General features: G+C 69.0%; 18 protein-coding genes and 1 tRNA gene. 13 read left to right on the top strand and 6 right to left on the bottom strand.

Annotation, left to right across the window (positions count from 1 at the left end; translation table 11 throughout):
• Positions 1-63: 63 nt before the first annotated feature.
• From rpmG to AB4K12_RS26065, 4 genes are all read left to right on the top strand, one after another.
• Entirely contained in the window at positions 64-228 is a 165-nt protein-coding gene (gene rpmG / locus AB4K12_RS26050; protein ID WP_004571794.1) for a 50S ribosomal protein L33, read from the top strand.
• 98 nt (positions 229-326) lie between these two features.
• Positions 327-779, top strand: a complete 453-nt coding sequence (locus tag AB4K12_RS26055; RefSeq protein WP_086567326.1) for a MaoC family dehydratase N-terminal domain-containing protein — start codon at positions 327-329, stop codon at positions 777-779.
• Positions 779-1,213, top strand: coding sequence for a MaoC family dehydratase (locus AB4K12_RS26060; protein WP_086567325.1), 435 nt, complete (start codon positions 779-781; stop codon positions 1,211-1,213). The genes AB4K12_RS26055 and AB4K12_RS26060 overlap by 1 nt, the downstream gene beginning before the upstream one ends.
• 121 nt (positions 1,214-1,334) lie before the next feature.
• Entirely contained in the window at positions 1,335-2,390 is a 1,056-nt protein-coding gene (locus tag AB4K12_RS26065; protein ID WP_368436658.1) for a UDP-N-acetylmuramate dehydrogenase, read from the top strand.
• On the opposite strand, the gene AB4K12_RS26070 is transcribed toward AB4K12_RS26065, so the two are convergent.
• Both AB4K12_RS26070 and AB4K12_RS26075 read right to left on the bottom strand, forming a co-directional pair.
• Positions 2,380-3,405, bottom strand: coding sequence for an adenosine deaminase (locus AB4K12_RS26070; protein WP_368436660.1), 1,026 nt, complete (start codon positions 3,403-3,405; stop codon positions 2,380-2,382). The genes AB4K12_RS26065 and AB4K12_RS26070 overlap by 11 nt on opposite strands.
• A gap of 176 nt (positions 3,406-3,581) precedes the next feature.
• Complete coding sequence (locus AB4K12_RS26075; protein WP_086567322.1) at positions 3,582-4,820, bottom strand: pyridoxal phosphate-dependent aminotransferase; 1,239 nt, start codon at positions 4,818-4,820, stop codon at positions 3,582-3,584.
• A gap of 257 nt (positions 4,821-5,077) precedes the next feature.
• Here AB4K12_RS26075 and AB4K12_RS26080 point away from each other — a divergent pair.
• The 9 genes from AB4K12_RS26080 to AB4K12_RS26120 all read left to right on the top strand — a co-directional run bounded on the left by AB4K12_RS26080 (position 5,078) and on the right by AB4K12_RS26120 (position 17,468).
• Positions 5,078-5,150, top strand: a tRNA-Trp gene (locus AB4K12_RS26080).
• Positions 5,151-5,259: 109 nt separating this feature from the next.
• The gene (secE, locus tag AB4K12_RS26085; RefSeq protein ID WP_086567320.1) at positions 5,260-5,550 is read left to right on the top strand and encodes a preprotein translocase subunit SecE; all 291 of its coding nucleotides are present in this window, start codon (positions 5,260-5,262) and stop codon (positions 5,548-5,550) included.
• 83 nt (positions 5,551-5,633) lie between these two features.
• Positions 5,634-6,518: a transcription termination/antitermination protein NusG gene (nusG, locus tag AB4K12_RS26090; protein ID WP_368436663.1), complete on the top strand. Its 885-nt coding sequence runs from the start codon at positions 5,634-5,636 to the stop codon at positions 6,516-6,518.
• A gap of 159 nt (positions 6,519-6,677) precedes the next feature.
• Positions 6,678-7,112, top strand: coding sequence for a 50S ribosomal protein L11 (gene rplK / locus AB4K12_RS26095; RefSeq protein ID WP_086567317.1), 435 nt, complete (start codon positions 6,678-6,680; stop codon positions 7,110-7,112).
• 78 nt (positions 7,113-7,190) lie between these two features.
• The gene (rplA, locus tag AB4K12_RS26100) at positions 7,191-7,907 is read left to right on the top strand and encodes a 50S ribosomal protein L1 (protein ID WP_086567315.1); all 717 of its coding nucleotides are present in this window, start codon (positions 7,191-7,193) and stop codon (positions 7,905-7,907) included.
• 404 nt (positions 7,908-8,311) lie between these two features.
• Complete coding sequence (gene rplJ, locus AB4K12_RS26105; RefSeq protein WP_086567313.1) at positions 8,312-8,842, top strand: 50S ribosomal protein L10; 531 nt, start codon at positions 8,312-8,314, stop codon at positions 8,840-8,842.
• Between the two features lie 107 nt (positions 8,843-8,949).
• The gene (gene rplL / locus AB4K12_RS26110) at positions 8,950-9,336 is read left to right on the top strand and encodes a 50S ribosomal protein L7/L12 (RefSeq protein WP_190066352.1); all 387 of its coding nucleotides are present in this window, start codon (positions 8,950-8,952) and stop codon (positions 9,334-9,336) included.
• A 626-nt stretch (positions 9,337-9,962) separates the two neighbouring features.
• The gene (gene rpoB / locus AB4K12_RS26115) at positions 9,963-13,445 is read left to right on the top strand and encodes a DNA-directed RNA polymerase subunit beta (RefSeq protein ID WP_368436666.1); all 3,483 of its coding nucleotides are present in this window, start codon (positions 9,963-9,965) and stop codon (positions 13,443-13,445) included.
• A gap of 123 nt (positions 13,446-13,568) precedes the next feature.
• Positions 13,569-17,468 (top strand): DNA-directed RNA polymerase subunit beta', encoded by a 3,900-nt coding sequence (locus AB4K12_RS26120; RefSeq protein ID WP_368436668.1) that lies wholly within the window; start codon positions 13,569-13,571, stop codon positions 17,466-17,468.
• A 94-nt stretch (positions 17,469-17,562) separates the two neighbouring features.
• Here AB4K12_RS26120 and AB4K12_RS26125 read toward each other — a convergent pair whose 3' ends face one another.
• The 4 genes from AB4K12_RS26125 to AB4K12_RS26140 form a co-directional block, all read right to left on the bottom strand.
• On the bottom strand, positions 17,563-17,832 hold the full coding sequence (locus AB4K12_RS26125; protein WP_368436669.1) for a hypothetical protein: 270 nt from the start codon (positions 17,830-17,832) through the stop codon (positions 17,563-17,565).
• A complete protein-coding gene (locus AB4K12_RS26130; protein WP_368436671.1) occupies positions 17,829-18,104 on the bottom strand; it encodes a hypothetical protein in 276 nt (91 codons plus the stop codon). The genes AB4K12_RS26125 and AB4K12_RS26130 overlap by 4 nt, the downstream gene beginning before the upstream one ends.
• A gap of 14 nt (positions 18,105-18,118) precedes the next feature.
• On the bottom strand, positions 18,119-19,168 hold the full coding sequence (locus AB4K12_RS26135) for a peptidoglycan-binding protein (RefSeq protein WP_368436673.1): 1,050 nt from the start codon (positions 19,166-19,168) through the stop codon (positions 18,119-18,121).
• 100 nt (positions 19,169-19,268) lie between these two features.
• Positions 19,269-20,729: a phage tail protein gene (locus AB4K12_RS26140; protein WP_368436675.1), complete on the bottom strand. Its 1,461-nt coding sequence runs from the start codon at positions 20,727-20,729 to the stop codon at positions 19,269-19,271.
• Between the last annotated feature and the right edge of the window lie 19 nt (positions 20,730-20,748).

Here is a 20,748-nt window from a genome sequence, read left to right on the forward strand (position 1 = left end):
CGGTCCTCCGATCGGCTACTCTTTTCTGCGTTAAATCCGTCCATTCCGTCAAGGAGCACTCACGTGGCTGCCACCGACGTCCGCCCGAAGATCACGCTGGCCTGCGTGGAGTGCAAGGAGCGGAACTACATCACCAAGAAGAACCGGCGCAACGACCCGGACCGCCTTGAGATGAAGAAGCACTGCCCGCGCTGCAACGCCCACACGGCGCACCGCGAAACGCGCTGACGCAAAGTCTCGACCATGAGGCCGCCCCCAGATGCTGGGGGCGGCCTCATGGTGTATTCACTCCCGGTTCCACCAGTCCAGCAGGAGGTACCGAGCCAATGGCGCTCGACCAGTCCTTCGTCGGACGGATCTACCCGGCCACCGACCCCTACGAAGTCGGCCGGGAGAAGATCCGCGAATTCGCCGAGGCCGTCGGCGACGCCAATCCGGCCTACACCGACTCCGCGGCGGCCGTCGCGCTCGGCCATCCGGATGTGATCGCCCCGCCGACTTTTGTGTTCGCCATCACTTTCAAGGCCGCCGGCAAGGTCATCGAGGACCCGCAGCTGGGACTGGATTACTCGCGTGTGGTGCACGGCGACCAGAAGTTCGTCTACACCCGCCCGATTCACGCGGGCGACCGGCTGACGGTCACCTCCACGATCGAGTCGATCAAGTCCCTGGCGGGCAACGACGTGCTGTCGGTGCGCGGCGAGGTCCACGACGCGGACGGCGGGCACGTCGTGACCGCGTACACGACGCTGGTGGCGCGCGCCGCCGAGGAGGCGTGATGGCCGCCAAGATCTCCTACGCCGACGTCGAGGTCGGCACCGAGCTGCCCGCTCAGTCCTTCCGTGTGGACCGCGCCACCCTGGTGCGCTACGCGGGTGCCTCCGGCGACTTCAACCCGATCCACTGGAACGAGAAGTTCGCCAAGGAGGTCGGCCTCCCCGACGTGATCGCCCACGGCATGTTCACCATGGCCGAGGCGATCCGCGTGGTGACCGACTGGGCCGGTGACCCGGCGGCCGTGGTCGAGTACGGCGTCCGCTTCACCAAGCCGGTCGTCGTTCCCAATGACGACAAGGGCGCGGTCATCGAGGTCAGCGGCAAGATCGCGGCCATGCTCGACGACGAGGCCCGCACGGTCCGCGTCGACCTGGTGGCCATGAACGAGGGCCGCAAGGTCCTCGGCATGTCCCGCGCGGTCGTCCGGCTCGCCTGACGCGACACACGGTAAGGGGCGCACCTCCTTTGAGGTGCGCCCCTTACTGCGTGGAGGCGGTGGCGCAGGTCCGGCCCGCACCGGACGGGACCAGCGTCCGCGCCCCCGTACCCTGGTGCGCGTGCAGGAACGACACGACGCCCCCCTCGCCCCCCTGACCACCTTCCGCCTCGGAGGCCCGGCGACCCGTCTGATCACGGCCGTCACCGACGCCGAGGTGATCGACGCGGTCCGCGAGGCCGACGCGAGCGGAACCCCGCTGCTGATCATCGGCGGCGGAAGCAACCTCGTCATCTCCGACAAGGGCTTCGAGGGCACCGCCCTGCGCATCGCCACCACCGGCTTCGACCTCCAGGGCACCCGCCTCGAGCTCGCCGCCGGCGAGAACTGGTCCGACGCCGTCGCCCGCACCGTGGAGGCCGGTCTCGCCGGCATCGAGTGCATGGCCGGTATCCCCGGTTCGGCCGGCGCCACGCCCATCCAGAACGTCGGCGCCTACGGCCAGGACGTCTCCGCCACGATCACCGAGGTCGTCGCCTACGACCGCCGGTCCGGCGAGACGGTGGTCGTCCCCAACGCCGAGTGCGCGTTCTCCTACCGCCACAGCCGGTTCAAGGAGGACCCCACGCGCTACGTCGTCCTGCGCGTCCGCTTCGAGCTGGAGGACGCCGGAGGGCTCTCCGCGCCCCTGAAGTACCCCGAGACCGCCCGCGCCCTCGGCGTCGAGGCCGGAGACCGCGTCCCGGCCGCCCGCGCCCGTGAGACGGTCCTCAAGCTCCGCGCCGGCAAGGGCATGGTCCTCGACCCCCAGGACCACGACACGTGGTCCGCCGGGTCGTTCTTCACCAACCCCGTCCTCACCGCCGCCGAGCACACCGCGTTCCTGACCCGCGTGGCCGAGCGCCTCGGCCCGGACGTGGCGCCGCCGGCCTTCCCGGCCGGGGACGGCCTGGTCAAGACGTCCGCCGCGTGGCTGATCGACCGGGCGGGCTTCACCAAGGGCTACGGATCCGGGCGCGCCCGGATCTCCACCAAGCACACCCTCGCCCTGACCAACCGCGGCGAGGCCACCACGGAGGACCTGCTGGCCCTGGCCCGCGAGGTCCGTGACGGCGTCCACGAGGCGTTCGGGGTCACGCTCGTGAACGAGCCCGTGACGGTGGGCGTCAGCCTGTAGGGGCCAGCCAGGCGTCGATGTCCGCCAGCAGCCCCGCCCGGACGTCCGCCGGCGCCGCCGAGCCCCGTACGGACTGCCGCGCCAGCTCCGCCAGCTCCGCGTCCGTGAAGGCGTGGTGCTCGCGCGCCAGCTCGTACTGGGCGGCCAGCCGCGAGCCGAAGAGCAGGGGGTCGTCCGCGCCCAGCGCTATCGGCACGCCCGCCTCGAACAGCGTGCGCAGCGGCACGTCGCCCGGCTTGTCGTAGACACCCAGGGCGACGTTCGACGACGGACAGACCTCGCACGTCACGCCGCGCTCCGCGAGCTTGCGCAGCAGCCGCGGGTCCTCGGCGGCCCGCACACCGTGCCCGACACGGGCCGCGTGCAGGTCGTCCAGGCAGTCCCGCACGCTGCTCGGCCCGGTGAGCTCGCCGCCGTGCGGGGCGGCCAGCAGACCGCCCTCACGGGCGATCTCGAAGGCCCGGTCGAAGTCGCGGGCGAGCCCGCGCCGCTCGTCGTTGGAGAGCCCGAAGCCGACGACGCCGCGGTCGGCGTAGCGCACCGCGAGCCGGGCGAGGGTCCGGGCGTCCAGGGGGTGCTTCATGCGGTTGGCGGCGACGAGCACCCGCATGCCCAGGCCCGTGTCCCGGGAGGCCGTCTCCACCGCGTCGAGGATGATCTCCAGCGCCGGGATCAGGCCGCCCAGCCGGGGCGCGTACGAGGTGGGGTCGACCTGGATCTCCAGCCACCGGGAGCCGTCCCGGACGTCCTCCTCGGCGGCCTCGCGCACCAGCCGCCGGATGTCGTCCTCGGAGCGCAGGCACGAGCGGGCGATGTCGTAGAGCCGCTGGAAGCGGAACCAGCCCCGTTCGTCCGTGGCCCGCAGCTTCGGCGGCTCTCCACCGTGCAGCGCCTCCGGCAGGTGCACGCCGTACTTGTCGGCGAGCTCCATCAGGGTCGAGGGGCGCATCGACCCCGTGAAGTGCAGGTGCAGATGGGCTTTCGGCAGCAGCCGGACGTCACGAACACTCTCCATCCCAGGATCTTGCCGTAACCGTCCGGCAACCGGAAGGGACTTTTCCCGAAGGACGCCGAAGGGGCGCCGCCCCGAAAACACATGCGGGAACGCATGTGGGAACGCATGCGGGCCGGAAAAACATGCGGGCCCCCGGCCGGAGCCGGGAGCCCGCACGGAAGCGAGGGGAATGGCGGCTACGCCTTCGCCTCCGCCAGCAGCTTCTGGATCCGCGAGACGCCCTCGACGAGATCCTCGTCACCCAGCGCGTAGGACAGGCGCAGGTAGCCCGGCGTACCGAACGCCTCACCCGGGACCACGGCGACCTCGGCCTCGTCCAGGATCAGCGCGGCCAGCTCGACGGACGTCTGCGGCCGGCGGCCACGGATCTCCTTGCCGAGCAGCTCCTTGACCGACGGGTAGGCGTAGAAGGCGCCCTCGGGCTCGGGGCACAGGACGCCGTCGATCTCGTTGAGCATCCGCACGATCGTGCGCCGGCGGCGGTCGAAGGCGACCTTCATCTCCTCGACGGCCGTCAGGTCGCCGGAGACGGCGGCCAGGGCGGCCACCTGGGCCACGTTCGAGACGTTCGACGTGGCGTGCGACTGCAGGTTGGTGGCGGCCTTGACGACGTCCTTCGGGCCGATGATCCAGCCCACGCGCCAGCCCGTCATCGCGTACGTCTTGGCGACGCCGTTGACGACGACGCACTTGTCCCGCAGCTCCGGCACGACCACCGGCAGCGAGGAGAACTCCGCGTCTCCGTAGACGAGGTGCTCGTAGATCTCGTCCGTGAGCACCCACAGGCCGTGCTCGGCGGCCCAGCGGCCGACGGCCTCCACCTGCTCGCGGGAGTAGACCGCGCCGGTGGGGTTCGAGGGGGAGACGAAGAGCAGGACCTTCGTCCGCTCCGTGCGCGCCGCCTCCAGCTGCTCGACCGAGACCCGGTAGCCCGTGGTCTCGTCGGCGACGACGTCCACCGGCACGCCGCCCGCGAGGCGGATCGACTCGGGGTAGGTGGTCCAGTACGGGGCCGGGACGATGACCTCGTCGCCCGGGTCGAGGATGGCGGCGAAGGCCTCGTAGATGGCCTGCTTGCCGCCGTTGGTGACGAGCACCTGGGAGGCCTCGACCTCGTAGCCCGAGTCGCGCAGCGTCTTGGCGGCGATGGCGGCCTTCAGCTCGGGGAGACCGCCGGCCGGGGTGTAGCGGTGGTAGCGGGGGTCGCGGCAGGCCTCGATGGCGGCGTCGACGATGTACCCGGGAGTGGGGAAGTCGGGCTCGCCGGCGCCGAAGCCGATCACCGGACGTCCGGCGGCCTTGAGGGCCTTGGCCTTGGCGTCCACGGCGAGGGTGGCGGACTCGGAGATCGCACCGATGCGGGCCGACACCCGGCGTTCGGTGGGGTGCTGGGCGGGAGGAGTGGCGTCGCTCATGGGGGCATCGTCCCAGACCGGCAGGGGGCCGGACACACAGGTTTCGGATGCCGGGCGAGGCCCTCCGCGGACGGTCGCGAAGGCCCTTCAGGGGGCCCGTCGCAGGCCGCCGCGCCCCCGGCTGTTCGACGACAGCGCCAGGACCACGTACACTCATGCGTCGTTGGCCCCTCACAGGCGAATCGCTCCATGCATGCACACCGTGCTCCGTGCACACCGTGCTTCCGGGTGGATGCGGTACGTTGGGGGAACCACAAAGGGTCGTAGCTCAATTGGTAGAGCACTGGTCTCCAAAACCAGCGGTTGGGGGTTCAAGTCCCTTCGGCCCTGCTACACGCATCGTCACCAGGGTGCGTGCATGCGTACGCACTGAAATGCACCGCCGTGCGGCTCAAACCGGGCGCGGCACGGCCACGACCCGGATTCAGGTGAGGACGTAGTGACGGAAGCCCTTGGCTCCACCGCGACGCCTGAGAGCGGTCGTCCCGAGGACGAGGTGGCCGCCAAGAAGGGCCGCCGTGGCGGGAAGCGCGGGAAGAAGGGCCCTCTGGGACGCCTCGCGCTCTTTTACCGTCAGGTAGTAGCCGAGCTCCGTAAGGTCGTCTGGCCCACCCGGAGCCAGCTGTCGACGTACACCACCGTGGTGATCGTCTTCGTTGTCATCGTCATTGGTCTGGTGACCGTGATTGACTATGGGTTTGAGCAGGCCGTCAAGTACGTCTTCGGCTGAGCCGGCCCCGTGCGTAAGGCGGCCCTCCCCGAGAGCCGCCTCTTCGCTCGTTCCACCCCTTGAAGCCAGGAAGAAGCAGCCACGTGTCTGACCCGAACCTGAACGACGCCGCCGAGCCCGTCGCGGCTGAGGCCAACGTTGACGAGGCTGTCTCGGCCGAGGTCGAGGACGACACCGCGCAGGAGATCGTCGAGAACGCCGACGGCGCCGACGAGCTGGACGCCGAGGAAGCCGCCGCGGGCGAGCCGGCCGAAGAGGCCGCGCTGCACGTCGAGGGCGACGAGGCCGAGTCCGGCTCCGAGGAGGACGCCGAGGTCGTCGAGGCCGAGGACGCCGAGGAAGCCGCTCCGGTCGACCCGGTCGACGCGCTCCGCGACGAGCTGCGTGGCCTGCCCGGCGAGTGGTACGTCATCCACACCTACGCCGGTTACGAGAACCGCGTGAAGACCAACCTCGAGCAGCGCGCCGTCTCGCTGAACGTCGAGGACTACATCTTCCAGGCCGAGGTGCCGCAGGAAGAGGTCGTCCAGATCAAGAACGGCGACCGCCGCACCGTCCGCCAGAACAAGCTCCCCGGCTACGTGCTGGTGCGCATGGACCTGACGAACGAGTCCTGGGGCGTCGTCCGCAACACCCCCGGCGTCACCGGCTTCGTGGGCAACGCCTACGACCCGTACCCGCTGACCCTGGACGAGATCGTCAAGATGCTCGCCCCCGAGGCCGAGGCGAAGGCCGCCAAGGAGGCCGCCGAGGCCGAGGGCCGCCCGGCCCCCAGCCGCAAGGTCGAGGTCCAGGTCCTGGACTTCGAGGTGGGCGACTCGGTCACGGTCACCGACGGTCCGTTCGCGACGCTGCAGGCCACGATCAACGAGATCAACGCCGACTCGAAGAAGGTCAAGGGCCTCGTCGAGATCTTCGGCCGCGAGACCCCGGTCGAGCTCAGCTTCGACCAGATCCAGAAGAACTGACACTTCTGAGCAAACGCTTCCGAACAGGTCAGACCGGCACATACAGCCGGTCTGACCTGTCGGTTTTTGGCCCGGCCGCGTTACCCGTTATCGTGGTGCGGTATGCCTGCGCGCAGTGTGCGTAGGCAAAAAAACTCTCACTAGGACCCGGAGAGAGCAATGCCTCCCAAGAAGAAGAAGATCACGGGGCTTATCAAGCTCCAGATCAACGCCGGTGCCGCCAACCCGGCTCCGCCGGTCGGCCCCGCGCTGGGTCAGCACGGCGTCAACATCATGGAGTTCTGCAAGGCCTACAACGCCGCGACCGAGTCGCAGCGTGGCATGGTCGTGCCGGTGGAGATCACGGTCTACGAGGACCGTTCCTTCACCTTCGTGACCAAGACTCCGCCGGCCGCCAAGCTGATCCTGAAGGCCGCGGGCGTGCAGAAGGGCTCCGGCGAGCCGCACAAGACCAAGGTCGGCAAGATCACCGAGGCTCAGGTCCGCGAGATCGCCACGACCAAGATGCCCGACCTGAACGCCAACGACCTGGACGCCGCGACGAAGATCGTCGCCGGCACCGCCCGTTCCATGGGCATCACGGTCGAGGGCTGATCTCCACCCCCCTGTAGCACCCCGTGGAAGGGCCAGCGCGGCCCGCACCACGACTCCAATCACCACTGAGGAGTTTCAGTGAAGCGCAGCAAGACTCTTCGCAACGCGGACGCGAAGATCGACCGGGAGCGTCTGTACGCCCCGCTCGAGGCCGTCCGTCTGGCGAAGGACACGACCTCCGTCAAGTTCGACGCGACCGTCGAGGTCGCCATGCGTCTGGGTGTCGACCCGCGCAAGGCCGACCAGATGGTCCGCGGCACCGTGAACCTTCCGCACGGCACCGGTAAGACCGCCCGGGTCCTGGTCTTCGCGACCGGTGACCGTGCCGAGGCCGCGCGTGCCGCCGGCGCCGACATCGTCGGCGCCGACGAGCTCATCGACGAGGTCGCCAAGGGCCGCCTGGACTTCGACTCCGTCGTCGCCACCCCGGACCTCATGGGCAAGGTCGGCCGCCTGGGCCGCGTGCTCGGTCCGCGTGGTCTGATGCCGAACCCGAAGACCGGCACCGTCACCCCCGACGTGGCGAAGGCTGTCACGGAGATCAAGGGCGGCAAGATCGAGTTCCGCGTCGACAAGCACTCGAACCTGCACTTCATCATCGGCAAGGTCTCCTTCGACGAGGCCAAGCTGGTGGAGAACTACGCCGCCGCGCTCGAGGAGATCACCCGCCTCAAGCCGTCCGCCGCGAAGGGCCGCTACATCAAGAAGGCGACCCTGACCACCACGATGGGCCCCGGCATCGCGCTGGACCCGAACCGCACCCGCAACCTCCTGGTCGAGGACGAGACGGTCTGAGGACTCTCTCGTAGCGCGTGACGCGACGTGGGCCGGGCCCCGCACCCCTTTCGGGGGGTGCGGGGCCCGGTTCGTCGGTGGGTGGCGCACAGGGCGTTCACGGGCCCGCAGGGCCGGTTTCCGCTCGATTTGCGTCTTCGTGACGCCATCACCTAAAGTATCGAAAGCCAAAGACCGCTGGTCGTTGCTGTGCCTCCTCCTGGAGGTGTGGTGACCGAAGGATCCGCTAGCTGCGGGCGACCTGCGCAGGTGATTTGTGGTTGCACTCCCGCCGAGACGTAAGAGCATTACGTCCCCGCGGTCGAGTCACGCCCCGAGCGCCTGCGCCGGGGCGTTTCGTTTTGCCCAGGTCCCTTCTCGCGCCTATGCGGTCCGATGAATCACCCGGAAGGAGGCCGAGGCTCATGGCGACGTCCGCCAAGGCTTCTGCGGTTGCCGAGCTGACGGACAAGTTCCGCAGCTCGAACGCCGCAGTGCTGACTGAGTACCGCGGTCTCACCGTGGCGCAGCTCAAGACGCTGCGCCGTTCGCTCGGTGAGAACGCCCAGTACGCCGTGGTGAAGAACACGCTGACCCAGATCGCCGCCCGTGAGGCCGGGATCACGCTGGAGGACCAGCTCTTCGCTGGCCCGACGGCCGTTGCCTTCGTCACCGGTGACCCGGTGGAGTCGGCGAAGGGTCTTCGTGACTTCGCCAAGGAGAACCCCAACCTGATCATCAAGGGCGGTGTCCTTGACGGTAAGGCGCTGTCCGCCGATGAGATCAAGAAGCTTGCGGACCTCGAGTCCCGCGAGGTTCTGCTCAGCAAGCTGGCCGGTGCCATGAAGGGCAAGCAGTCCCAGGCTGCCTCGCTCTTCCAGGCGCTGCCGACGAAGCTCGTCCGCACTGCGGACGCGCTGCGCGCCAAGCTCGCCGAGCAGGGCGGTGCCGAGTAATTCGGCTCGCGCATTGATCGGTGCCACCCGGCACCGGTCGTAGCGGGCCGTACGCCCGCCGACATGTACATCCGGCACCTGCCGATTTAGTGGAAGGACCCGCCACCATGGCGAAGCTGACCCAGGACGAGCTGCTCGCGCAGTTCGAGGAGATGACCCTCATCGAGCTCGCGGCCTTCGTGTCCGCGTTCGAGGAGAAGTTCGACGTCACCGCCGCCGCTGCCGCGCCGGTCATGGTCGCCGGTGTCGCCGGTGGCGACGCCGCCGCCGCCGTCGAGGAGCAGGACGAGTTCGACGTCATCCTCACCGCCGCCGGTGACAAGAAGATCCAGGTCATCAAGGTCGTGCGTGAGCTGACCTCCCTGGGCCTGAAGGAGGCCAAGGACCTCGTCGACGGCACCCCGAAGCCGGTCCTCGAGAAGGTCGCCAAGGACGCCGCGGAGAAGGCCGCCGAGGCCCTCAAGGGCGCCGGCGCCTCCGTCGAGGTCAAGTGACTTCACGGAGTCTGCTGACTCCTCGCTGACGCACGTCAGTAACCTAAGGGCGATCACCCATGCGGGTGGTCGCCCTTGGGCGTTCCCGGGAGGGATGCGCGCGGGAGCTCGCGGGGACGAGTATGGTGATCTTCGTTGTCCTGTCGTGGCCGCGTCCACCGGGGCCGCCGTCGGCGGGCCGTGCGGCCGCCACGAGGGGCCGGCCGGGGGCCGAGAGGCCTTGACGAACGGCACGCCGCGCGCGATTCTCAGGACGCGTCGCAGGACGCACCGCCACATCGGTCCTCCCTCCGAGGCATGGATCGAAGGCGGAGAGGGAAGTATCGTCATGCGCTCGTGGCGCATGGCATTGCGTCGGGCAGGCGCCGGGCGAAGAGAACAACAGAGGATCCCGGAGGGAGAGATTGGTATCGCACCGGTCTCCGGAAATCCGCTCTGGACATCAGTGGGCCAAGTGGCTACACTGACCCTTTGCGCTGCCTGTTAGCTGCTCCCTGCCCGTCACCAGGGGCATGCCCACTTCCGAGCACAGCTGATGGAAACCCCCTGAGCTGGGATTTCTCTCCTATGTACGGAGTGGGACCGGTACGCGCGTAGTGAGTCCGAGCCCTCGGAAGGACCCCCTCTTGGCCGCCTCGCGCAACGCCTCGACCGCCAATACGAACAACGGCGCCAGCACCGCCCCGCTGCGCATCTCTTTTGCGAAGATCAAGGAGCCCCTCGAGGTTCCGAACCTCCTTGCGCTGCAGACCGAGAGCTTCGACTGGCTGCTCGGCAACGCCGCCTGGAAGGCTCGCGTCGAGGCTGCGCTGGAGTCTGGTCAGGACGTCCCCACCAAGTCCGGTCTGGAGGAGATCTTCGAGGAGATCTCCCCGATCGAGGACTTCAGCGGGTCGATGTCGCTGACTTTCCGCGACCACCGTTTCGAGCCCCCGAAGAACTCCATCGACGAGTGCAAGGAGCGCGACTTCACGTACGCGGCTCCGCTCTTCGTCACGGCCGAGTTCACGAACAACGAGACCGGTGAGATCAAGTCCCAGACGGTCTTCATGGGCGACTTCCCGCTCATGACGCCCAAGGGCACCTTCTGCATCAACGGCACCGAGCGTGTCGTCGTCTCGCAGCTGGTCCGCTCGCCCGGTGTCTACTTCGACTCCTCCATCGACAAGACGTCCGACAAGGACATCTTCACCGCCAAGATCATCCCGTCCCGGGGTGCCTGGCTGGAGATGGAGGTCGACAAGCGCGACATGGTCGGTGTCCGCATCGACCGCAAGCGCAAGCAGTCCGTCACCGTCCTCCTGAAGGCTCTCGGCTGGACCACCGAGCAGATCCTCGAGGAGTTCGGCGAGTACGAGTCCATGCGCGCCACCCTGGAGAAGGACCACACCCAGGGCCAGGACGACGCGCTGCTCGACATCTACCGCAAGCTGCGTCCGGGCGAGCCGCCGACCCGTGAGGCCGCGCAGACGCTGCTCGAGAACCTCTACTTCAACCCCAAGCGCTACGACCTCGCGAAGGTCGGCCGCTACAAGGTCAACAAGAAGCTGGGCGCCGACGCTCCGCTCGACGCGGGTGTGCTGACCACGGACGACGTCATCGCGACGATCAAGTACCTGGTCAAGCTGCACGCCGGCGAGCTCGAGACCATCGGCGAGAACGGCACCTCGATCGTCGTCGAGACCGACGACATCGACCACTTCGGTAACCGTCGTCTGCGCAACGTCGGCGAGCTCATCCAGAACCAGGTCCGTACCGGCCTGGCTCGTATGGAGCGCGTCGTCCGCGAGCGGATGACCACCCAGGACGTCGAGGCGATCACGCCGCAGACCCTGATCAACATCCGGCCGGTCGTCGCCTCCATCAAGGAGTTCTTCGGCACCAGCCAGCTGTCCCAGTTCATGGACCAGACCAACCCGCTGTCGGGTCTGACCCACAAGCGTCGTCTGTCGGCGCTGGGCCCGGGTGGTCTCTCCCGTGAGCGGGCCGGCTTCGAGGTCCGAGACGTTCACCCGTCGCACTACGGCCGCATGTGCCCGATCGAGACGCCCGAAGGCCCGAACATCGGTCTGATCGGCTCGCTCGCCTCGTACGGCCGCGTCAACGCGTTCGGCTTCGTCGAGACCCCGTACCGCAAGGTCGTCGAGGGCGTCGTCACCGACGAGGTCGACTACCTGACGGCCGACGAGGAAGACCGCTTCGTCATCGCCCAGGCGAACGCTCCCCTCACCGAGGACATGCGTTACGCCGAGTCCCGCGTGCTGGTCCGCCGCCGTGGCGGCGAGATCGACTACATCGCCGGCGACGACGTCGACTACATGGACGTCTCCCCGCGCCAGATGGTGTCGGTCGCGACCGCGATGATCCCGTTCCTCGAGCACGACGACGCCAACCGCGCGCTCATGGGATCGAACATGATGCGCCAGGCCGTTCCGCTGATCAAGGCGGAGGCCCCGCTGGTCGGCACCGGCATGGAGTACCGCTGCGCGGTCGACGCCGGCGACGTCATCAAGGCCGAGAAGGACGGTGTCGTCCAGGAGGTCTCCGCCGACTACGTGACGGTGGCGAACGACGACGGCACGTACAACACGTACCGGGTCGCCAAGTTCTCCCGCTCGAACCAGGGCACGTCCTTCAACCAGAAGGTCGTCGTGGACGAGGGCGCCCGCGTGACCACCGGCCAGGTGCTCGCCGACGGCCCGTCCACGGACGAGGGCGAGATGGCGCTGGGCAAGAACCTGCTCGTGGCGTTCATGCCGTGGGAGGGTCACAACTACGAGGACGCGATCATCCTGTCGCAGCGCCTCGTGCAGGACGACGTCCTCTCCTCGATCCACATCGAGGAGCACGAGGTCGACGCCCGTGACACCAAGCTGGGCCCCGAGGAGATCACGCGGGACATCCCCAACGTCTCCGAGGAGGTCCTCGCCGACCTCGACGAGCGCGGCATCATCCGCATCGGTGCCGAGGTCGTCGCCGGCGACATCCTGGTCGGCAAGGTCACCCCGAAGGGTGAGACCGAGCTGACCCCGGAGGAGCGCCTGCTCCGCGCGATCTTCGGTGAGAAGGCCCGTGAGGTCCGTGACACCTCGCTGAAGGTGCCGCACGGTGAGATCGGCAAGGTCATCGGCGTCCGCGTCTTCGACCGCGAAGAGGGCGACGAGCTGCCGCCGGGCGTGAACCAGCTGGTCCGCGTCTACGTCGCGCAGAAGCGCAAGATCACCGACGGTGACAAGCTCGCCGGCCGTCACGGCAACAAGGGTGTCATCTCCAAGATCCTTCCGGTCGAGGACATGCCGTTCCTCGAGGACGGCACCCCGGTCGACATCATCCTCAACCCGCTCGGTGTCCCGTCCCGAATGAACCCGGGACAGGTCCTCGAGATCCACCTCGGCTGGCTCGCCAGCCGCGGCTGGAAGGTCGAGGGCGACGAGGAGTGGATGAAGCGACTCCAGGCGATCGGCGCCGACGACGTCGCCGCCGGCACCAACGTCGCGACCCCGGTCTTCGACGGCGCCCGCGAGGACGAGATCGCCGGTCTCTTCGAGTCCACGATCCCCAACCGCGACGGCGAGCGCCTGGTGCTCCCGTCCGGTAAGGCCCGGATGTTCGACGGCCGCTCCGGCGAGCCGTTCCCGGACCCGATCTCGGTCGGGTACATGTACATCCTCAAGCTGCACCACCTGGTCGACGACAAGCTGCACGCCCGTTCGACCGGCCCGTACTCCATGATCACCCAGCAGCCGCTGGGTGGTAAGGCTCAGTTCGGTGGCCAGCGCTTCGGTGAGATGGAGGTGTGGGCGCTGGAGGCTTATGGCGCCGCGTACGCCCTCCAGGAGCTGCTGACCATCAAGTCCGACGACGTCACCGGCCGCGTGAAGGTCTACGAGGCGATCGTCAAGGGCGAGAACATCCCCGAGCCCGGCATCCCCGAGTCCTTCAAGGTGCTCATCAAGGAGATGCAGTCCCTCTGCCTCAACGTGGAGGTGCTGTCCTCGGACGGCATGTCCATCGAGATGCGGGACACCGACGAGGACGTCTTCCGCGCGGCGGAGGAGCTCGGTATCGACCTGTCCCGGCGCGAGCCGAGCAGCGTCGAAGAGGTCTGACGGGTCTGGTGGGGGGCTTCCCCGGAAGCCCCCCACCGTCCCCGGACCCCCAGACCACTGATGTAGAGCCCATAACTCGCTAGCGCGAGGGGGCACGAACCCTGAAAGAGGGATTGACGACAAGTGCTCGACGTCAACTTCTTCGACGAGCTGCGGATCGGCCTGGCGACCGCGGACGACATCCGAACCTGGTCCCACGGCGAGGTAAAGAAGCCGGAGACCATCAACTACCGCACCCTGAAGCCCGAAAAGGACGGACTCTTCTGCGAGAAGATCTTCGGTCCGACCCGGGACTGGGAGTGCTACTGCGGCAAGTACAAGCGTGTCCGCTTCAAGGGCATCATCTGTGAGCGCTGTGGCGTCGAGGTCACGCGCGCCAAGGTGCGCCGTGAGCGGATGGGCCACATCGAGCTTGCCGCTCCCGTCACCCACATCTGGTACTTCAAGGGCGTCCCGTCGCGTCTGGGCTACCTGCTCGACCTGGCCCCGAAGGACCTCGAGAAGGTCATCTACTTCGCCGCCTACATGATCACGTGGGTGGACGACGAGCGCCGCACGCGCGACCTGCCCTCGCTGGAGGCCCACGTCTCCGTCGAGCGTCAGCAGATCGAGCAGCGCCGCGACGCCGACCTCGAGGCCCGCGCCAAGAAGCTCGAGTCCGACCTGGCCGAGCTCGAGGCCGAGGGTGCCAAGGCCGACGTGCGCCGCAAGGTGCGCGAGGGCGCCGAGCGTGAGATGAAGCAGCTGCGCGACCGCGCGCAGCGCGAGATCGACCGTCTCGACGAGGTGTGGAGCCGCTTCAAGAACCTCAAGGTCCAGGACCTCGAGGGCGACGAGCTGCTCTACCGCGAGCTGCGTGACCGCTTCGGCACGTACTTCATGGGTGCGATGGGCGCCGCCGCGCTGCAGAAGCGCCTGGAGTCCTTCGACCTCGACGAGGAGGCCGAGCGCCTCCGCGAGATCATCCGGACCGGCAAGGGCCAGAAGAAGACCCGTGCGCTCAAGCGCCTCAAGGTCGTCTCCGCCTTCCTGCAGACCCGCAACAGCCCCACCGGCATGGTGCTGGACTGCATCCCCGTGATCCCGCCGGACCTGCGTCCGATGGTGCAGCTGGACGGTGGCCGCTTCGCGACCTCCGACCTGAACGACCTGTACCGCCGTGTGATCAACCGCAACAACCGTCTGAAGCGTCTGCTCGACCTCGGTGCCCCCGAGATCATCGTGAACAACGAGAAGCGGATGCTCCAGGAGGCGGTCGACGCCCTCTTCGACAACGGCCGTCGTGGTCGCCCGGTCACGGGCCCCGGCAACCGTCCGCTGAAGTCCCTCAGCGACATGCTGAAGGGTAAGCAGGGTCGTTTCCGTCAGAACCTGCTCGGTAAGCGTGTCGACTACTCGGCCCGTTCCGTCATCGTCGTCGGCCCGCAGCTGAAGCTGCACCAGTGTGGTCTGCCCAAGGCCATGGCGCTGGAGCTCTTCAAGCCGTTCGTGATGAAGCGCCTGGTCGACCTGAACCACGCGCAGAACATCAAGTCGGCCAAGCGCATGGTCGAGCGTGGCCGCACCGTGGTGTACGACGTCCTCGAAGAGGTCATCGCCGAGCACCCGGTGCTGCTGAACCGTGCGCCCACGCTGCACCGCCTCGGCATCCAGGCCTTCGAGCCGCAGCTGGTCGAGGGCAAGGCCATCCAGATCCACCCGCTCGTCTGCACCGCGTTCAACGCGGACTTCGACGGTGACCAGATGGCCGTCCACCTGCCGCTCTCCGCGGAGGCGCAGGCCGAGGCCCGCATCCTGATGCTGTCCTCGAACAACATCCTCAAGCCGGCCGACGGCCGTCCGGTCACCATGCCGACCCAGGACATGGTGCTCGGTCTGTTCTTCCTCACCACCGACGAGGAAGAGCGCAAGGTCATCGGCGAGGGCCGGTCCTTCGGCTCGGTCGCCGAGGCGATCATGGCGTTCGACGCCCGCGAGCTCTCGCTCCAGGCGAAGGTCGACATCCGCTTCCCGATCGGCACCGTTCCCCCGCGCGGCTGGGTTCCCCCGGTCGCCGAGGAGGGCGAGCCGGAGTGGCAGCAGGGCGACTCGTTCCGCCTGCGCACCACCCTGGGCCGCGCGCTCTTCAACGAGCTGCTGCCCGAGGACTACCCGTTCGTCGACTACTCGGTGGGCAAGAAGCAGCTCTCCGAGATCGTCAACGACCTGGCCGAGCGCTACCCCAAGGTCATCGTGGCGGCGACGCTCGACAACCTGAAGGCGGCCGGCTTCCACTGGGCCACCCGTTCCGGCGTCACCGTCGCCGTCTCCGACATCGTCGTGCCGGAGGCCAAGAAGGAGATCGTCAAGGGCTACGAGGCCCAGGACGAGAAGGTCCAGAAGCAGTACGAGCGCGGTCTGATCACCAAGGACGAGCGCACGCAGGAGCTCATCGCGATCTGGACCAAGGCGACCAACGAGGTTGCCGAGGCGATGAACGCGAACTTCCCCAAGACGAACCCCATCTTCATGATGGTTGACTCGGGTGCCCGAGGAAACATGATGCAGATGAGGCAGATCGCCGGTATGCGTGGTCTGGTGTCGAACGCGAAGAACGAGACCATTCCGCGACCCATTAAGGCGTCGTTCCGTGAGGGTCTCTCCGTGCTGGAGTACTTCATCTCCACCCACGGTGCCCGTAAGGGTCTCGCGGACACCGCTCTGCGTACCGCCGACTCGGGTTACCTCACCCGTCGTCTGGTCGACGTCTCCCAGGACGTGATCATCCGCGAGGAGGACTGCGGCACCGAGCGCGGCCTCAAGCTGGCGATCGCCGTCAAGGGCGAGGACGGCGTCCTGCGCAAGACGGACGACGTCGAGACCAGCGTGTACGCCCGTATGCTCGCCGAGGACGTCGTCGTCGACGGCAAGGTCATCGCGCCGGCCAACGTCGACCTCGGTGACGTGCTCATCGGCCAGCTCGTCGCCCACGGCGTCGAGACGGTCAAGACCCGTTCGGTCCTCACCTGTGAGTCCGCGGTCGGCACCTGTGCCTTCTGCTACGGCCGCTCGCTGGCGACCGGCAAGCTGGTGGACATCGGTGAGGCGGTCGGCATCATCGCCGCCCAGTCCATCGGTGAGCCCGGTACCCAGCTGACGATGCGTACCTTCCACACCGGTGGTGTGGCCGGTGACGACATCACCCAGGGTCTGCCCCGTGTCGTCGAGCTCTTCGAGGCCCGTACGCCCAAGGGTGTCGCCCCGATCTCCGAGGCCGCCGGCCGCGTGCGGATCGAGGAGACCGAGAAGACCAAGAAGCTCGTCGTCACTCCGGACGACGGCAGCGACGAGACGGCGTTCCCGATCTCGAAGCGTGCCCGTCTGCTGGTCAGCGAGGGTGAGCACGTCGAGGTGGGCCAGAAGCTCACCGTGGGTGCCACCAACCCGCACGACGTCCTGCGCATCCTCGGCCAGCGCGCCGTCCAGGTCCACCTGGTCGGCGAGGTCCAGAAGGTCTACAACTCGCAGGGTGTGTCGATCCACGACAAGCACATCGAGATCATCATCCGGCAGATGCTGCGCCGCGTGACGATCATCGAGTCCGGCGACGCGGAGCTGCTGCCGGGCGAGCTCGTGGAGCGTTCGCGCTTCGAGTCCGAGAACCGTCGTGTGGTCACCGAGGGCGGTCACCCCGCCTCCGGCCGTCCGCAGCTGATGGGTATCACCAAGGCCTCGCTCGCGACCGAGTCCTGGCTGTCGGCGGCGTCCTTCCAGGAGACGACCCGGGTTCTGACCGATGCGGCGATCAACGCCAAGTCGGACTCCCTGATCGGCCTCAAGGAGAACGTCATCATCGGTAAGCTCATCCCGGCCGGTACGGGTCTGTCCCGCTACCGCAACATCCGGGTGGAGCCCACCGAGGAGGCCAAGGCCGCGATGTACTCGGCCGTCGGTTACGACGACATCGACTACTCGCCCTTCGGCACCGGCTCCGGCCAGGCGGTCCCGCTGGAGGACTACGACTACGGTCCGTACAACCAGTAGTCATCGCTGCACGCTCGTCAGGGCGGTCACCCCGATCATGGGGTGGCCGCCCTGCGGCGTTTCCAGGGGTGCTTCCAGAGGGCGCCTCCGGCCTTTAGCCGGCCGCGAGCTGGAGCGCCGCGAGGACCAGCCCGGCCAGGGCCGTCAGCGCGGCGACGCCGGTCATCGGCCAGCGGGCCCGCTCGAGGGCGTCGAGCCGGGCCTCGTGGTCGGCCAGCTGCTTGTCGGTCTGATCGCTGCGCTGCACGAGCAGTGCCAGCGAGCCGTCGACCCGGGCGAAGCCGGCCTCCATGGTGCCGCGCAGCCGCTCCAGCTCCAGGGCGACGGTGGCGGGGGCGGTGCGGGAGGTTCCGGGGTCGTTCACGTGCGGCCCCGGTCGTCGCGGGCGAGCGCCAGGAGCTCGGCGTCGGTGCCGGGCGGGGCCTGCCGCCCGGTGCGCAGCCAGGAGGGCAGCAGGGCCTGGACGCCGGGTACGGCCATGACCCGGGTCAGCCCGCCCGCGGCGGCCAGCGCCCCGGCGACCCAGGGCAGGGTCGCGGGGACGCCGGCCGCGTCCACGATCGCGGGCAGGACGATGGCGAGGGCGACGGCGGTCTGCAGGACGGTGCGCAGGGTGCGCTTGGTGGTGTCGGTCATGGGCCGGCCTTTCTTCAGGAGCGGGGGACCTTCAGCGCGTCCCAGGAGTTCCGGCCCGGCCAGCCGTCGGCGTCGGAGCCGGTGAAGCCGAGCTTGCGCTGCCAGGCGGCGTACGAGCGGCGATCGGCCTCGCTCCAGCGCGGGCCGGGCCCCTCGGCGTAGGCGGAGCAGCCCTCCTCGACCAGGCGGCGGCCCATGGCGGTGACCACGGGGGAGTCGGGCGCGCCGCGGAAGAAGCCGGCGCCGGGGAAGGGCTCGTGATCGTTGCCGGGGGCGGGGACCCGCAGCTCCTGGCCCGGGCGCAGGACGTCGGGCTCGTCGAGGTCGTTGAGGTCCGCGAGGCGGGCGGTGGTGGTCGCGTGGGACTCGGCGATGCCGTAGAGGGTGTCGCCGCGCCGGACGGTGTAGGCCGTGACGGCCGGGGCCGGGTCGCCGCCCCCTTCGGCCGGCGGCTCGGTGGGGCCGCCGGGGGTGGTGCCCAGGCGGGAGGCGATGCGGCCGCGCATGTCGGCCATCGAGAAGCCCGCCGGGTCGATCTTGGTGGCGGTCCACTCCTTGTGCCCGATGACGGACGCCGAGCTCCAGCCGTGGGCGCGGCACAGCGCCGCCGAGGCGCGCTCGATGGCCTCCAGCTGGGCGGCGGGCCAGGGGTCCTCGCCGTCGCCGAGGTTGACGCACTCGAAGCCGTAGAAGCGGGCGTTGCCGTCGGTGTCGTCGCTGCCCGGGCCGGGCGCGCTCGCCTCGTGGACGACGGCGTCGAGGACGCGCCCGTCGCCGCTGCCGGCGTGGTTGGCGCGGCCGGCGCTGATGAGGTGGACGGTGCCGTCCTTGTCGATGACGCCGTGGCACAGGGGGCCGGGCAGTTCGTCGTAGCCGTCGTAGCAGATGTCGACGGAGTCCTTGGTGCCGCTGGTCACGGTGTGGTGGACGATCACGCCGTGGACGGGGCCCCAGGCGCCCTTGTGGTTGCGGTTGTGCTCGCGCCAGTCGCCGACCTCGACGACGTTCAGGCCCTCGGCGCGCAGGGCGGCGAGCAGCGCGTCGGCGGTGAGGGGAGTTGCCATGGTTTCGCTCCAGGGTGGGTTCGGTGCGGGAGAAGGCCCCGGGCCGCCGCCGGGGGAGCGGGGGCGGCCCGGGGCCTTCGGTGGACGGGCCGGGCCCGGGTCAGGCGAGGGCGGCCCAGATGGCGTTCGCGTCCTCGATGATCGTTTCCTTGCCGGGCTTGAACGCGGCGGGCAGTGTGGTCTGGCCGGTGGTGGCCAGGCGGCCGTAGCGGGTGAAGGCGCCGGGCATCCGGGCCGCTCCGGCGGGCTGCTTGCCCGCGTTGGCGCCAGCGGCGAAGCCGGGGCCGTCGAGCCGCTTGTCGTCGGCCGGGCCGTTGACGAGCAGGGCGATCCAGTAGGTGCCGGGCTGGGCGTCGTAGGCGGTGGTGAGCGGGCAGACGACCGTGGTGCCGAAGGTCGCCACGATGTGGTTCGTCAGCGGGGCGGTGACGCCGACGCGGTTGCCGGCGGAGGTGTACAGGCCCGCGAAGGAGGCGGTGCTCAGCGAGGTGCCGTTGAAGCCGCAGACGTAGAAGACCAGGCTGCTGATCTTCGTGGGCACCGGTACGTTGACGCCGATGAGGTAGATGGTGCCCGGGACGCAGTATTGGGCGGCGTCGTAGGCGGCCGTGGCGGGGTCGAAGGTCCAGGCGGCGAAGCCCAGGTCGCGTGGGCCCCAGGTGCCGGGGGCCGCCAGGGAGTCCACGTAGCCCTTCGTCGCCAGGTGCCCGGCGATGGTCGGCGGAGCGGTGGAGACGGGGGCGGCGGTGAACGTCTTCGTCCCGTCGACGTTCTGATCGCCGGTCAGCAGTAGGGCCGTGCCCGCGGGGACGGCGCCGACGGCGGTCGGGTCCAGCACGACCTGGCCGGTGCGGCCGTTGACGGATTTCACCGGGACGGCCGACTGCTGGACGTAGCGCAGGTCGGCGGCCGCCTGGTCGAGGGCGCCCACGTCCGTCGCGGTCAGGACGACCGCGCCCTTCTTGGTGTTGACGCTGGAAACGGCCGCTACGGCGCCCGGCGGCAGCTGGGCGGCGGGCACCTTGCCGGTGGCGTCGAGCCCGGCGACCCCGTTCGCCGCGCCGACCGAGGCGGCCGGCACCGCCTTGACGTCGTCGGCGGTCAGGGCGATGTCTGCGGTGCTCCTGCCGTTGACGGACCGGACGAGCCCCGGCGCGCCGGCGGGGCCGGGGGCTCCGGCGGGACCCTGCGGGCCCGGCACGGCGACGTAGTGCGGCGCCTCGGGGTCGACCGGGGAGATGTCGGCCAGGTCCACGGTGGGCCGGGAGGCCGGCACCGCGATCTCGTAGGTGCGGTTCACCGGGATGCCGGACAGCTGCTCGGTGACGTTGTACGTCCACGTGGCCGGGTTCATGCCGGGGGTGTCCGTGGCCGGCAGCGTGGCCTTGATGCGGCCCTCCGCGTCGAGCGTGGCCACGATGGGGCCGCCCAGGATGACGTCGCTGCCGCTGTGCGTCAGCAGCGAAGGGGCGCGGAAGGTGACGGTGCCGTTGAGGGCCTCGCCGGTGGGAGTGAGGTAGCGACCTGTGACGGTCACCGTGGGAATGCCGTTGGGCAGCACGGGAGATGCCTCCTTGGGG

Origin of the sequence: Streptomyces sp. C36 (assembly GCF_040932295.1) — a bacterium.
GTDB classification, from domain to species: Bacteria; Actinomycetota; Actinomycetes; order Streptomycetales; family Streptomycetaceae; genus Streptomyces; species Streptomyces triculaminicus.